The organism is Nitrospirae bacterium YQR-1 (genome assembly GCA_039908095.1).
GTDB lineage: Bacteria > Nitrospirota > Thermodesulfovibrionia > Thermodesulfovibrionales > Magnetobacteriaceae > Magnetomonas.
The window spans coordinates 15,066-29,406 of the sequence record JAMOBJ010000016.1 but is presented as its reverse complement, the minus strand read 5'-3'; the positions used below and the strand labels follow the sequence as shown (position 1 = coordinate 29,406).

Genomic DNA, 14,341 nt, shown 5'->3' with positions numbered 1-14,341 from the left:
TTTTAAAGAATGAAAATAACACTTATATCCCCATATCCTGATATAACGGTTTTCGGCCTCAGAACCATTTCGGCTTGTCTTAAAGAAAAAGGCTACGAAACTCACATAGTGTTTTTGCCCGACCCCTACGGCGATAACATTATCCACGGCAAGGACAGATACGAACAGTATGTGATGGACGAACTGGTGGAGATATGTAAGGACTCGGACTTTATAGGCGTCACTCTTATGACAAATTTCTTTGACGGGGCGGTACAGATCACACGCAGCCTTAAAAAGTCCCTGAAAGTACCGGTTATCTGGGGAGGCGTGCATCCTACTATAAGGCCGGAGGAGTCACTTGAGTTTGCCGATTATGTATGTGTTGGGGAGGGAGAGGACGCTGTAGTGGAATTTGCTGAAAAGCTGGCCTCCGGCAAGGACCCTGCCGAGACCCCCGGCTTGTGGTGTCTTAGAAACGGCACAGTTATAAAAAACCCCGTGGGCGTGCTTGATAAAAACCTCGATAAATACCCTCGCCCCGACTACAGCTTTACCGACCACTATGTACTTTTCAACGGCCGCATAAGGCCCCTTACCAATGAACTGACTAAGGAGTTTCTTGAAAAAGGCACCGTCTCTGCATATCTGAAAAAGATCGGTTATCAAACTATGACAGGCCGCGGGTGCCCGCACAAGTGCACCTACTGCATAAACGATACGATTAAAACCCTCTACAGCGGTAAAGGCTACCTCAGATGGCGCTCAACCCCCCATGTTATTGACGAGCTCCTGTGGGTCAAGGAAAACATGCCATATATCGGCTACATATGGATATCTGATGACTCATTTTTTGGCAGAGGGATAAAAAACATCGGGGAGTTCTGTAAAAGCTATAAAGAACAGATCGGTTTGCCTTTTACATGCCTTGCAAGCCCCCTCACAATAACAGAGGAGAAAATGGAACTTCTCGTTGATGCCGGCCTTATGTACATCCAGATGGGAATAGAAAGCGGAAGCGCTAAAATCCAGGAAGTTTTCAACAGAAAGGCCATGTCTAACGACAGAATGATGGCAGCCATTAAAATTATCAATAAGTATAAGGACAGGATGAGCCCTCCCTCTTATGATTTCATACTTGACGTCCCTTATGAAACCGATGAGGATAAAATTGAAAGCCTTGAATTTGTTTCCAGGATTCCTAAGCCCTTTCACTTGCAGCCATTTTCCTTAGTACTCTACCCCGAGACAAAACTCTACCAAAAGGCTAAAGAGGATGGCTACATTACTGATGAAAAACGTGATATTTACTCTAAAACATACACAATGCGGGATCCAAACTACTTTAACCTGCTCATATCCCTCTCAAAAGACGGTAAGCTGCCCGGACCGGTTCTGAGGTTTTTGATAAAACCCAAAATAGTTAAAATGATGATGGCTGATAAGTCAAAACCAATTGTGAAAAATGTCTATCATATACTTCAGAGGGCAAAACAAATAGTCAGACACCTGGGGGAGCGGACATAAAAATCCTGCTTGTACAATCGTACCTGGGCGGGGCGGAGCAGATTGTGTTTCCTCTGGGGCTGTCATCTCTTAAGCGTGCGCTTTCAGGACATGAGGTAAGCGTTATTGACCTCAATCTCCATAAGGAGGAACCCTTTAAAGCGCTTCAGGAGCATATCGCAGCCTTTAAACCGGAGACTATCGGCATATCCCTCAGAAACATTGACTCCACAAACAAACGCAACATAGTGTTTTACTATAAGCATCTGAGGGAAACCATGCGTACGATAAAATCCTGTTCAGGGGCAAAGGTGGTAATAGGCGGCTCGGGGTTTTCCATGTTTGCACGTGAAATAATGGAGGATGAGAGGGATATAGACCTTGGTGTTTTTCTTGAAGGAGAGACGGCATTTCCTCTGCTTTTGGAAAACCTCTCAACCCCGGAGAGGGTACCATCGGTTTTTTATAGAAAAAACGGTGAGGTGCTCTTTAGCGGCTCCGGCAGACAGGTTGACGTAAGCGAAATTGATTATCCAGACAGAGACGGCATGTCCATTGGTAAGTACAGCGCACTGCCCGATAGTGTTGGAGTGGAAACTAAGCGAGGCTGCGGCCTTAACTGCATATACTGTATTTACGGGTTTTTAAACGGCAAAAAAATTCGCCTTAAAGACCCCGTTAAGATTGTTGATGAGATAGAGAATCTTGTTAAGATTCACCGGGTTACAAGATTTACCTTTGTTGACTCTGTGTTTAATTTGCCTCAAAAACACGCTGAGGACATTTGCAGGGAGCTTTTAAACAGAGCTCTTAATGTACAGTGGTCGGCATGGTTTAATGAAAAAAATCTGACCAGAGATTTCGTAACCCTTGCACTTGATGCCGGCTGCAAAAACATAATTCTCTCGCCGGATGGATTTTCAGACGGTGTTTTGAAAAACCTCGGCAAAAATATAACCAAACAGGATGTGCTTAACTCCTACGAGCTGCTAAAGGACATGGACGGCTTTGAGATAAGTTATAATTTCTTTAAGAATCCACCGGGGCAGGATTTAGGGACGTTTGCTGCAATGATGCGTTTCTACCTCACCGCCAAGGGGCAAATGGGCAGGCGTGTTCACTTTGAGTTTAATTCAATGCGCATAGAGCCGCACACAAAACTATACGATACAGCTCTCAGGGAGGGACTTGTTAAAGACGGTGAAAACCTCCTCTATCCAAAGTACTATACTAATTCAAAAACAAAGTACATCGAAAGTATTTTTAACGTTCTGTTACGATTAAAAGGAATGTAATGGGAGGAGCATACATGCAGCAGCAACGGCAATATCCGCCGGTATGTGCGGTGGTTGTTACCTATAACAGAAAAACACTACTATTGGAGTGTCTTGAGGGTATAAAGAAACAAACTGCTCCGGTTGAGGCCATCTACCTTGTTGATAACGCATCGGTTGACGGCACTCCTGAGGCCCTTCTTGATGCCGGTCTTATAAGTGAACTTCCACAGCAGGGGCTCAATGACTCTGCAATATATACTTATAAGCCTGACACTCTGGAGGGCATAACCTTATACTACATCAGGATGCACAAGAATACCGGAGGCGCAGGGGGATTTCATGAGGGGTTAAAGAGAGCTTACGAAAATCCCTATTCGTGGTTTTGGCTTATGGATGACGACGTTGAGCCGTTGCCAACTGCTTTAAGCACACAACTGTCTTTTTCCGGCATCGGTAAGTGTATTATGCCGGGAAAGAAATTTCTTGACGGCACAGTCCTTGTAGATGACAGTCACTTTTGCCTTACCACGGGGAAAATGACCCCTGTCAAGGGCAGCATATTTTCCGCAGCAGAGCCGTTTTCTTGTAAAAACTACGGAACCTTTGAGGGAATGCTCATAAGCCGCGAGGTTGTTGAGAAGGTAGGGCTGCCGGATACCCGCTTTTTTTACATCGGTGATGATTTTGTTTATGGCGCTATGGCCTCTCTATATACCAATGTGCTGATGCTTAAAGAGCCCGTTTTTTTAAAAAAACTCAAAAGAGAGGATGCAAAAACTGTAATGGGAAAGGACAGTGTGCGTCTCAGGGATATGGAAATATACTATGGTACAAGAAACCGTTTTCTGATATTTGAATACTTAAAGAAACTCGGCACATTTTCTTCCGTAGCATATGTGTCGGTTTTTTTAGGGGTTTTACGTTCCACCGCCGGTATCCTGTTTATTGACAGAAGCCTGAGAAAGCTCTACCTGCTGTATAAAGGCTTATCAGACGGAATCTTAAATAAGTTCACTACATAGGCTGTGGTAACTCATGAAAGTATATATCGGGATATTTTAAGACTGTTAGTGTGGTATCCCTTCAGGTGGTTTGTAGAAAAGGCACCTGTTAAGACAGGTATGACAGCTCTTAAAAAAATGGGACATTTACACTTTTTACTATCAAACAGTAAGCATTCGGCTCTTATGGAAAACCTCAATAGATTTAAACCTGAAACGGATGAGACGGCACCGGAGATTATCAGGAAATACTTTGAAAACCACTACATAGACAGACTAATGATTTTTATTTTTCCAAAGTTCAGCAAGCGTGAAATTGATAAGTACATAGAGTTTGAAGGGTTAAGCAATCTTGATGAAGCACTGAAAAGAGGCCGGGGGGTTATTTTAATCCACGGGCACTTCGGGCCGGTACATCTGCCTCTGGTAGCACTGTCACGTCTTGGGTATCCTCTGAAGCAAATAGGGCTGCCCTCAGATGAAGGGCTCAGTTGGACAGGTAAAAAAGTGGCTTTCAGGCTAAGGCAAAAGTATGAGGGTATGATACCGGCTGAGATACTCAATGCTGAGTCATTTCTGAGGCCTGCCTTTAAATGGCTTAATGAAAACGGCATAATTATGATTACCGGAGACGGCAGCGGAACAGACAAGCACGTGGGCAAACACGCTGTGTTTGATTTCTTAGGGTATCCGGTTTCAGCTCCCGTGGGACCCGCTCTGCTTGCCCAGAAAACAGGGGCATCACTGAATCCACTGTTTATTGAACCCGGCACAGATAAAATGTATAAAATTGTTATTGATAATACGATTAATCACAACAGTAACACCGACCCTGTGGCAGTTACTCAAAAGTTTCTGCACTTGTACGAACAGCGCATAAGGAGATTTCCGGCCTTTATGCATTTTCTTGACCGCTTTGATGAAAACCGCCTGATTATTTCAAAACAAAAACAACAATTATAATGCAATATTTAAACCGCCGGTGACAATTAGGCTATTGACAATAAGTACTTACAAGCCGTATCTTATACCAAGTTGCATTCATTCGATTAACTTTGTTGGCTTCGTCGAAAGCTCCTTGACGTACGAGCATAGTACGCCTGTGTCGCTTTCTCCTTGCCGCCTCGTTACTCTTTTGACTGCTACTTGGTATTAAATAAATACAAACTGTACAGAAATATATTTGAAACCATAATAAATAAAGGAGAGCGCAGATGGATGATTTAAAAAACGAATTATCTGATTCCGGTATGAAAGAGAGCAATGAAGAGCCGGCCGGAGGAAAGGGTATTCCTGCCGTGGGAATTATTCTTTCAGCTGTTATAATAGCTGTAATAGCTTATTTTTACTTAACTCCAAAAGGTAACGATTCTGATGAGTGGATGAAAAAAGCAGGGGCTTTTATATCTCAGAAACAATTTCAGGAGGCAATAAACGCCTATAGTCTTGCTATAGAGAAAAATCCTAAAAGCGCAACAGCCTACCTGGGCAGGGGCACAGCATACGGTGAACTAGGTAAACATGATGATGCACTTAAAGATATGAACAGGGCAATTGAAATATCTCCCAGTGCTGAGGCATATGTAAACCGTGGAATAGCCTTAGCAAAGACCGGCAATAATGAGGGGGCCATAAAGGACTTTAATAAGGCTATAGAATCAAACCCCTCGCTGGCATATGCCTATTCAGCCCGTGGGCTTTCTCATTTTATCATGGGTAATATAGATAATTCTATCAATGACTATAAAAAAGCAGTAGAGCTTAATCCTAATGATAAACTGGTTTATTCCATGTTAGGTGCTTCATACCTGAAAAATAAAAATATTGCAGAGTCTGTTAAAAACCTGGAAAAAGCTTTGGAGATTACGCCCAACGATTCCTTAATTATGTACAACCTGGCATGTGCATACTCTGTTGACGGCAAGGTGGAAAAAGCATGTGAGTATCTTAAAGCTAGTGTTGACAACGGCTATAAAGAATTCAACAACATTAAAACTGACAATGACATGGCAAATGTCCGTGAGCATAAATGTTATAAAGACTTAATGGCGAATAAATAGGGTTTTCATGCCTCAAAGGAGATATACTATGCGTTTTAATGTTATTTTTACTACTTCCACCATGATTTTTGTGGTGTTTTTTTTGATATTATTTTTTTACGGCCGGCCGGCTTGTGCAGATGATACGACAGGTGTTACAGATGTGTTTACTGAAATAATGCCGTTAGAGCCGTCTGCTTTTGTAAATGAACACACAAATCTACAACTGGCTGCTCTGTTGGCAGACATTAGTGATAGTTCCACAAAGCAAGATAATTTGGTTTCACAAAAAGATACACCGGCGCAGGAAGGACTTCAGGGCGATGATGAGAAAACCGGAGATTTGGAAATTGCCGACCCCCTTGAGTCATTAAACAGAGTAATGTTTGAATTTAACGATGCCCTCTATACAGGGGTACTGAAACCGTTGACTACCGCTTACAATTTTGTTGTGCCTGAGGATGGACGCATAGCGGTTGATAATTTCTTTTACAACCTCTTTATGCCTGTGCGGTTTGTAAATGCTGTTTTACAACTGAAATTTGAGGATGCAGGCAATGAACTGTTACGGTTTACAATAAACTCTACAATTGGAATAGCGGGGCTTGCTGATTTTGCCACAAGTGAGTTTAATCTTAAGAAATCTGAAAAGGACACAGGACAGACGCTTGGGTTTTACGGCCTTGGCCATGGCTTTTATATTGTGTGGCCGCTTCTTGGCCCGAAGTCGTTAAGGGACTCTTTCGGCTACGTCGGGGACATGTACCTAAGGCCGATTAATTATCTGGGCGACTATAGAAAGTCGATGGCTGTCACCGCTTACAATTACACCAATCACCTGTCACTGCATACGCAAGACTATGAAACACTAAAAGAGGCCTCTGTTGACCCATACCTGTCTTTGAGAGATGCGTACTTACAACACAGGGCTTATCTCCAGGAGAAAAAATAAGTGAGAATTTTATGGCATTGCCGTCAACTGAGGGATGGTTAACTGAAATTTAACACCTTTTTCGAGGTTTTGTGCCTCTATTGTGCCACCAATCTGCCCAAGCATGTCTTTGACCTGAAACAGACCAAGCCCTGAGCCGCCTTCTTTAGAAGAATAGAAGGCCTCAAAAACTTTTGAAATTTCAAAAATCGGACTTCCGCTATCAAACACACTCACAACGACCTGAGTATCATCCACCTTAATATCTATAGTGCAGGTGATTTCCTCAACGAGGGATTTGTCGTAGATGTTTTTAAGCAGATTATCAAAAATAAGGAAAAGTCTGCTCTCATCAAACACAACCTGAGCATCCCCGTTTATTTTACATCTTAGCTTGTATAAAGATGTGATTTTTTCAATGATACCTCTTAGATTTACCATTCTGGGTTTATCAGAATATTGTTTGAAATCAATAATATTTATGATCCTTGTGGCTTTAAGCAGCAGCGGTTCAAAGGTTTCCTTTAAGTATTTAACATATCTGATTTCTTCCTCGGTGCTGTTTAAACTTTGCAGGTTGTAGGAGCAATTTTGGATAAACTGGGCAATATTTTTGATATCGTGCTGAATAAAAGTATGGATTTTGGCGATATTTGCAAACGTTTCATTCATCATTTTAATCTTCATGAGAATATCTGATTTCAGCAGCAAAAACAGCACCTCAATGACAATACGGTTGATAAGCCTGTACTCTCCGCTTCTGTAGCGGGGAAAGGTTCTTAAAATAATGGTACAATCATCGTCTTTATAATGTTTAGATATGGGCTCATCTTCCAACAGTGGATCAAAACTTGCGATAGAGCCGACAAAGACGATATTATAAGAATAATCTGTAATATTAAGGTCATCAAAATAATTTCTGACATCTTTAATAAACTGTAAAGGATTGTAGTTAAGTTTTTCATTGAGGTGGATAACATCTATGCAAGTTTTAAACACTCTGTTTCCAATAAATTTGAGATAGATAAGGACGGCAATTATAACAATACCACCAAAAATTGCCAATAGTGCGAGAAATTCAGCTTTCATTTTTATCGCGTTTAAGACCGAATTTTTTTAAGAAGTAATATATGTTTTCACGCTTGATGCCCATGATTTTGGCTGTCTTATAAACATTGAAATCTGTATCTGTAAGGACTTTTTTTATTAATTGCTTTTCAGCCTCATCTCTTATGGACTGGAGACCGTCCCCCAGTTTAACGTTAAGTGAAATCTTTCTGATACCCTCTTTTTCAATACTATCCTCGGCTTTTTGGTAAACCAGCGCTCTTTCCACAGCATAGAGGATTTTCTCAACCGGAGCGGGTTTCGGTAAAAAATCAAAAACACCAAGTTTGATGGATTCTATAGAGGCCATGTCTGTTTCCTGTCCTGTCAAAACTACAACCTTGCATTTAGTTTCAGCGATAATATGTTCGATAAGCATGAGGCCCTCTTTTGGTGTATTTTCTGTCGGAGGCAGCCCCAGGTCTATGATTGAAACGTCTATGTTTGTGTTGGAGGCTAAAATATTAAGAGCCTCCTGACGTGCGCCGGCCTCAAAAACTTTGTAGAATTTCTCAAGTGCAAACACCAGCTGTTTCCTTAAAGACAGGTCATCCTCAATAAGCAGTATTTCCTTCAAAGCGTCCATGCCGGTATTTTAACATTTATCAAAATTTTTTACAGTGTCTAAGGCATTATATTTTAAGAAACTTTTGCTCTACCGTCCCTTACTTGAATTGTGCAAACTTTTTGTGTATCATACATCTATAGCATTGTTTAGCTTTTCAGGTGGTAATGTTACTACCGGAAGCTCTTAAAGTAAAGGGGTACGGTGTATGATTCAGACGTTTCACATGACTCTGAGACAACACAACGGCAGGTACGTGGCAGAGTGTCTTGAGGCTGAACTTACCGGTGAGGGGGACAGCAGGGAGGAGGCGGTAGCTGATTTGCGTGACAGTCTGTTTGTCCAATTTGAGGAGCTTCGCCCGTTTCTAAAAATCTATTTAAAACAAGTGGAGCCTGACTCTGCGGGTTAGCTGCTTTTTTATATAACCTGTTAATATTGAGATAATGACAAGAAGAATTCGGTTATCCGTACAATATGACGGAACGAATTATCTGGGATGGCAGAGGCAGCCTTGCGGCAAAACCATACAGGGCACAATTGAGGCTTTCTTAAAAAAAATAACCGGTGAGAATGTTACACTTACCGGCTCAGGGCGTACCGATGCCGGCGTACATGCCCTTAAACAGGTTGCCGCATTTAACACAACAAATCACCTTAGTCCTGAAATCTTTCAAAAAGCTCTGAACAGTTTGCTTCCCTGTGATATCAGGGTAACAGATGCAGCCGAGGTTGACCCCGGCTTTCACCCGCAGTTTGACGCTAAAAGCAAAAAATACTTTTATTTAATTTACAATGCAGAGATATTAAGCCCGTTATTGAGCCGCTACTGTACCCAACTGAAACGTCCCCTTGATACAGATAAAATGACAGATGTGTCTCGTTGTTTTATCGGGCGAAAAGACTTTAAATCCTTTTCCGCCGCCGATTCAGATGTTAAAACAACGGAGCGGGAGATTTTTTCGTTAAACATCTCCCCTATGGATTATGTTGACTTTGCCGGAACAGCTATAGCCGGCAACTATATAAAAGTAACTGTGGAGGCTGACGGTTTCCTTCGCCACATGGTTAGAAACATAGTTGGAACATTGGTTGACGCCGGTTACGGCAAGGTTGACGGCAATGATGTAAATGGAATAATAGCAGGCTGTGACAGAAAACTTGCAGGGAAGACTATGCCTGCTAAGGGGCTGTTTCTTGAGGAGGTTTTCTATTAACTTCATAGGAGGTTTTTCTCAACGCTCCGTCTTTCAGCCCTGCTTTTCAGTATCGGGATTGCGCACTAAGAGTTGACATATTTAACCACTGCTGATACTATACACAACGGCTTAGCATAATTAAAGGAGGTGGCAGTGATGCCCGGGTATAATCTCACCAGTATTGTTATTTTTTGCGCAGCGGTTTTAGCAGCATTGTTAATTGATCTATTTTCACACAAAAAAGATAAGCCGGTCAGCATGGTTAATTCAGCTCTCTGGTCAGTGTTTTGGGTGGTTCTTTCTTTTGTCTTTGCTTTTTACATTGGCTGGATTCATGGCATGGAAAAAGCGTATTTGTTTATTTCCGGCTATCTCCTTGAGAAATCACTGTCTGTTGATAATCTCTTTGTTTTTATGGCGATTTTTTCGAGTTTTGCCATTAAAGACCAATTTCAGCACCGGATACTGTATTTTGGAATAATAGGCGCATTGATTATGAGATTTCTGTTTATTGCCGTTGGTACGTCTCTGCTGCTATTGGGACAGTGGGTGCTTGCAGTGTTTGGAGCATTTGTATTATGGTCAGCGTGGAAGATGTATCAGGCTAAAAGTGCCGGGCATACAGAGATACAAGATTATACTAATCATTGGTCTGTAAAACTGGCACGCAAAATATTCAGCGTTCACCCGTACGTTGAGGGAAATGTGTTTTTTTTGAGGCAGGGCGGCAAGTTATTTGTCACTCCTTTATTCTTATGCGTGATTGCCGTGGAAGCGGCGGATATCATGTTTGCTTTTGATTCAGTGCCTGCAGTTATTGCAATTACACAGGAGCCTTTTTTGATCTACACGTCAAACATATTTGCAATTTTAGGGTTAAGGTCCATGTATTTCCTGCTTGCCGCCGCTAAGAAATATCTGTGTCATCTGGAGATGTCCGTTATAGTAATTCTTGCGTTTATTGGAGTAAAAATGCTGCTGGCAGTAACCGGCCTTTGGCATATACCGGTAAATGCAAGCCTTATTTTTATGTTGCTTTGTCTTACAGGCGGTATAATTGCATCCATCGCTTTTCCTAAACAGACTGCTATATAGTGTTTAATTTAATTTGAAATAAAAAATTATCGGGGCGGGACTCAACAAACAGAACCTCTCGGCGGGAAATGAAAAAATCTTGTTATACAATATTCAGAATATAGGCGAACGCCGAAATATAACTACAAGGAATCATGAACCTATTTGTCGTCAACCCAACGTGCATGGACAATAACGGGAGATTATGGTAAAGGTAAGTCCTCGTTTGCTTTGCTTGTTGCACAGATGTTTAGTGTCGGCTTAGCTGTTCTGAACTTATCACCCTTGTCTCTTATACGAAAACATCTGCTCCGGTATATCTAAAGACGGGGCCGACATAAGGCGTTGTTTTAAGTGGCTGTAGCGTTTTCTTTCCTTATCATTGTTTATTGACATGTAAAGAGCCTGTTTTGTGCCCACAAGAACCACAAGCCGCTTGCCTCTGGTCACCGCCGTGTATATCAGATTGCGCTGAAGCATTATAAAATGCTGGCTGTGGATGGGAATAATAATGGCCGGATATTCGCTTCCCTGTGATTTATGAATTGAAATGGCATAGGCTAAAAAGACCTCATCCAACTCCTTATAATCGTACTTGACCGGACGGCCATAGAAGTTAATTATCAACTCCTGAAGCTCCTCATTTATGTTGCTCACCCTTCCGATGTCTCCGTTAAATACTTCTTTATCGTAGTTATTTACCACCTGCATGACCTTATCCCCGACCCTGAAGACTTTGCCCATCCGTTGTATTTCAAACGCTGATGGATTCAGTGAGTTTTGAAGCTCGGTGTTAAGGTTTGTGGTGCCCAGAAGCCCCTTGTTCATCGCCGTAAGTATCTGAATATCATTATACTCATCCATCCTGAAACGCTCCGGTAACAGCGTCTTATTAAGGTTCAGAATAATTTGAACAATCTTTTCCGGGTCACTCTCCTCAATAAAATAGAAGCCGCCGCCCTTGGCCATATCTTTAACTAAGACTGGACTCTCACCTTTGTTGATTTTATGTGCATTTAGGACTATCAGGCTCGTTTGCGACTGCCGGAATATTTCGTTGAGCATAACGGTGTGAACCTGCCGGGACTCTATAATATCTTTCAGGACTGTTCCAGCCCCAACTGAGGGTAACTGGTCAACATCCCCAACCAGAATAAGCGTTATTGCAGCCGGCAGTGCTCTCAGAAGCTGGTACATCAGCATAGTGTCCACCATTGAAGCCTCATCAACAACAAGCAGATCGGCCTCTATCGGGTTCTTTTCGTTTTTCTTAAAAGCACCCTCCTTAGGGCTGAAATCAAGCATTCTGTGAATTGTCCTCGCCTCTGAGTGGGTTACTTCCGACATCCGCTTCGATGCCCGTCCGGTTGGTGCACACAGTGCCACCTTTAGTCCCAGCCGCTTAAACACCCGGATTATTGAATTAATTATCGTGGTTTTACCTGTGCCGGGACCTCCGGTTATTACCAGCAATTTTTCGCTAAATGCACTTTTTACCGCTTCTTTTTGCGCCTTTGCCAGCTCTATGGAAAGCTCCTTTTGCACCCACTGTAGTGCCTTATCATCATCAAAGTCCTTCACTGACCTTGTTGCTGAGTTAAGATTCTTAAGAATTTCTGATATCCCAACCTCAGCCGTGTAATACCTGCTAAGATAAACCGACTGAGAGTTAACCCCTGACCTGCCCTCAAGAGATTGCTCTATAACCAGATTATCAGCGATGGCCTGTGCTGAGACGGCTATGGCCACATTTTCCCTTGCTATCTCAAGCACCTTAACGCATTCGTCAACAAAGGAGTCATACGGAAAGCACACATTGCCGGCATTGGTCAGTTCATTTAAAACAAACAGTACACCAGCCTCCGCCCTTATCGGAGAGTCTTTGGCTATGCCGATTTTTTCGGCAATTTTGTCAGCCGTCACAAACCCCACTCCCCATATCTCCATTGCCAGGCGGTAGGGGTTTTCAGATACCACCCTGACGGCGTCGTTTCCGTACTTTTTATATATTTTGGCGGCATAGGCTGTGCTTACTCCATAGCTTTGAAGAAACAACATCACATCACGTATCTCGCGCTGCTCATCCCATGCAGATTTTATCTGCTCCAGCCGTTTCCGGCCTATCCCCTCCACCGCCGCCAACTTTTCTATATCGTTTTCGATTATATCCAGCGTGTTTTTGCCAAAGGCTTTAACCAGACGTTTGGCATACTCAGGTCCTATCCCTCTGATCATACCGGAGCCCAGATACTTCTCGATTCCATCAACAGTTGCAGGCATTATGGACTTAAAGGTTGATGCGTTAAATTGACGGCCATATTTGGGATGATTGTGCCATGAGCCGTTTATGTGAATTGTCTCCCCTGGAAGCACTCCCGGCATAGTGCCGCAGACTGTTATAAGCTCCCGTAGCCCTAAAACTTTCAGCTTTAGTATGGCAAAGGCATTTTCTTCACTGTAAAAGGTTAGACGTTCCACCACGCCCTGAAGTTGTCCATTGTCTTTTATTTTTGACGCTGTTGACATATCTGCTTACGTATTTTATCATATTTATAATAAAACGTGTGTTTTAATCTTATGGAAGGATAGTGCCGGAATTTGGATAAACTTGAAAAACTGAGAGAATCATTGAGGGAGTTTGCCCGGGAAAGGGATTGGGAGAAGTTTCACAGTCCAAAGAATTTAGCGATGGCGCTAAGTGTGGAGGCGGCGGAGATTGCCGAGATTTTTCAGTGGTTAACCGAGGATGAAAGCCGGAGGCTTTCTGAGACAAAGCTCTCCGCCCTGCAACAGGAGATAGCCGATGTGTTTATTTATCTGATTAATCTCTCCGATAAGTTTTCTATTGATATACTAAAGGCTGCGGAAGACAAACTCCAGCACAATCGCACAAAGTACCCTGCACACATCGTCAGGGGTAAGGCTGATAAGTACACAGCGTATAGCTCAGGGGAGGATACTTATACCAAGTTGCATTCATTCGATTAACTTTGTTGGCATCGTCGAAAGCTCCTTGACGTCTCCCCTAAAGGGGAATCCCCTGTACGGGGAGGTGTCGCTTTCTCCTTGCCGCCTCGTTACTCTTTTGACTGCTACTTGGTATTAGCTATGGAAATTGTAAGGGAAAAGCAGACGGCAGGGGGAACACTCCGGCTGGTAAAGGGTGATATCACTGAAAGGGATGTGGATGCTATCGTAAACGCCGCCAACTCACACCTTCAACATGGCGGGGGGGTGGCAGGTGCAATAGTCAGAAAAGGCGGCGTAGTAATTCAAAAAGAAAGCGATGCCATAGGATATGTAGCAGTGGGCAATGCCGCTGTAACAACATCTGGAGCTCTTCCGTGCAGGGCTGTAGTTCATACTGTAGGGCCGCAGATGGGTGAGGGTGGTGAGGATGGAAAGCTCAAAAACGCTGTCCATAACGCACTGCAGCTGGCCGCTGAGAAAGGTTTCCAGAGCATATCTATGCCGGCTATAAGTTCGGGGATTTTTGGTTTTCCAAAGGACAGGTGTGCAAAAATCCTTGTAACTGAAAGCTGTAAATTTCTTAACAACAACCCTGAGTGCTCTCTTAGGACAGTGGAATTTTGTATTTTCGACTCCGATACTTTGAGCTGTTTTATTAATGAATTTGATTTGCTTTAATAATGACTCATAAAA

Annotated in this window: 14 protein-coding genes; 11 read left to right on the top strand and 3 right to left on the bottom strand. The window is 42.8% G+C overall.

Annotated elements, in window-relative coordinates:
• Positions 1-9: 9 nt before the first annotated feature.
• The 6 genes from H7844_09100 (at position 10) to H7844_09075 (ending at position 6,754) form a co-directional block, all read left to right on the top strand.
• On the top strand, positions 10-1,506 hold the full coding sequence (locus H7844_09100) for a B12-binding domain-containing radical SAM protein (protein MEO5357442.1): 1,497 nt from the start codon (positions 10-12) through the stop codon (positions 1,504-1,506).
• A gap of 44 nt (positions 1,507-1,550) precedes the next feature.
• The gene (locus H7844_09095; GenBank protein ID MEO5357441.1) at positions 1,551-2,780 is read left to right on the top strand and encodes a cobalamin-dependent protein; all 1,230 of its coding nucleotides are present in this window, start codon (positions 1,551-1,553) and stop codon (positions 2,778-2,780) included.
• Positions 2,781-2,794: 14 nt separating this feature from the next.
• Positions 2,795-3,784 (top strand): glycosyltransferase family 2 protein, encoded by a 990-nt coding sequence (locus tag H7844_09090; GenBank protein ID MEO5357440.1) that lies wholly within the window; start codon positions 2,795-2,797, stop codon positions 3,782-3,784.
• Between the two features lie 99 nt (positions 3,785-3,883).
• A complete protein-coding gene (locus H7844_09085; GenBank protein MEO5357439.1) occupies positions 3,884-4,726 on the top strand; it encodes a lysophospholipid acyltransferase family protein in 843 nt (280 codons plus the stop codon).
• 251 nt (positions 4,727-4,977) lie between these two features.
• Positions 4,978-5,823, top strand: a complete 846-nt coding sequence (locus H7844_09080) for a tetratricopeptide repeat protein (GenBank protein ID MEO5357438.1) — start codon at positions 4,978-4,980, stop codon at positions 5,821-5,823.
• A 28-nt stretch (positions 5,824-5,851) separates the two neighbouring features.
• On the top strand, positions 5,852-6,754 hold the full coding sequence (locus tag H7844_09075) for a VacJ family lipoprotein (protein MEO5357437.1): 903 nt from the start codon (positions 5,852-5,854) through the stop codon (positions 6,752-6,754).
• A gap of 9 nt (positions 6,755-6,763) precedes the next feature.
• Here the strand turns inward: H7844_09075 and H7844_09070 are convergent, their stop codons facing one another.
• Together H7844_09070 and H7844_09065 are read right to left on the bottom strand one after the other, a co-directional pair.
• Positions 6,764-7,822 carry a HAMP domain-containing histidine kinase gene (locus H7844_09070; protein ID MEO5357436.1) on the bottom strand — a complete coding sequence of 353 codons (1,059 nt, stop codon included), beginning with the start codon at positions 7,820-7,822 and terminating at the stop codon, positions 6,764-6,766.
• Positions 7,812-8,417, bottom strand: a complete 606-nt coding sequence (locus H7844_09065; protein ID MEO5357435.1) for a response regulator — start codon at positions 8,415-8,417, stop codon at positions 7,812-7,814. Before H7844_09065 ends, H7844_09070 begins: the two co-directional genes overlap by 11 nt.
• A gap of 196 nt (positions 8,418-8,613) precedes the next feature.
• On the opposite strand from H7844_09065, the gene H7844_09060 reads away from it, so the two are divergent.
• The 3 genes from H7844_09060 (at position 8,614) to H7844_09050 (ending at position 10,699) form a co-directional block, all read left to right on the top strand.
• A complete protein-coding gene (locus H7844_09060; protein MEO5357434.1) occupies positions 8,614-8,817 on the top strand; it encodes a hypothetical protein in 204 nt (67 codons plus the stop codon).
• Positions 8,818-8,851: 34 nt separating this feature from the next.
• Positions 8,852-9,622, top strand: coding sequence for a tRNA pseudouridine(38-40) synthase TruA (truA, locus tag H7844_09055; protein MEO5357433.1), 771 nt, complete (start codon positions 8,852-8,854; stop codon positions 9,620-9,622).
• A gap of 138 nt (positions 9,623-9,760) precedes the next feature.
• Positions 9,761-10,699, top strand: a complete 939-nt coding sequence (locus H7844_09050; GenBank protein MEO5357432.1) for a TerC/Alx family metal homeostasis membrane protein — start codon at positions 9,761-9,763, stop codon at positions 10,697-10,699.
• Between the two features lie 258 nt (positions 10,700-10,957).
• On the opposite strand, the gene H7844_09045 is transcribed toward H7844_09050, so the two are convergent.
• The gene (locus H7844_09045; protein ID MEO5357431.1) at positions 10,958-13,204 is read right to left on the bottom strand and encodes an ATP-dependent RecD-like DNA helicase; all 2,247 of its coding nucleotides are present in this window, start codon (positions 13,202-13,204) and stop codon (positions 10,958-10,960) included.
• 72 nt (positions 13,205-13,276) lie between these two features.
• Here H7844_09045 and H7844_09040 point away from each other — a divergent pair, with 72 nt between their 5' ends.
• Complete coding sequence (locus tag H7844_09040; GenBank protein MEO5357430.1) at positions 13,277-13,666, top strand: nucleotide pyrophosphohydrolase; 390 nt, start codon at positions 13,277-13,279, stop codon at positions 13,664-13,666.
• Positions 13,667-13,786: 120 nt separating this feature from the next.
• Positions 13,787-14,326, top strand: a complete 540-nt coding sequence (locus H7844_09035) for a macro domain-containing protein (protein ID MEO5357429.1) — start codon at positions 13,787-13,789, stop codon at positions 14,324-14,326.
• The last annotated feature ends 15 nt before the right edge of the window (positions 14,327-14,341 follow it).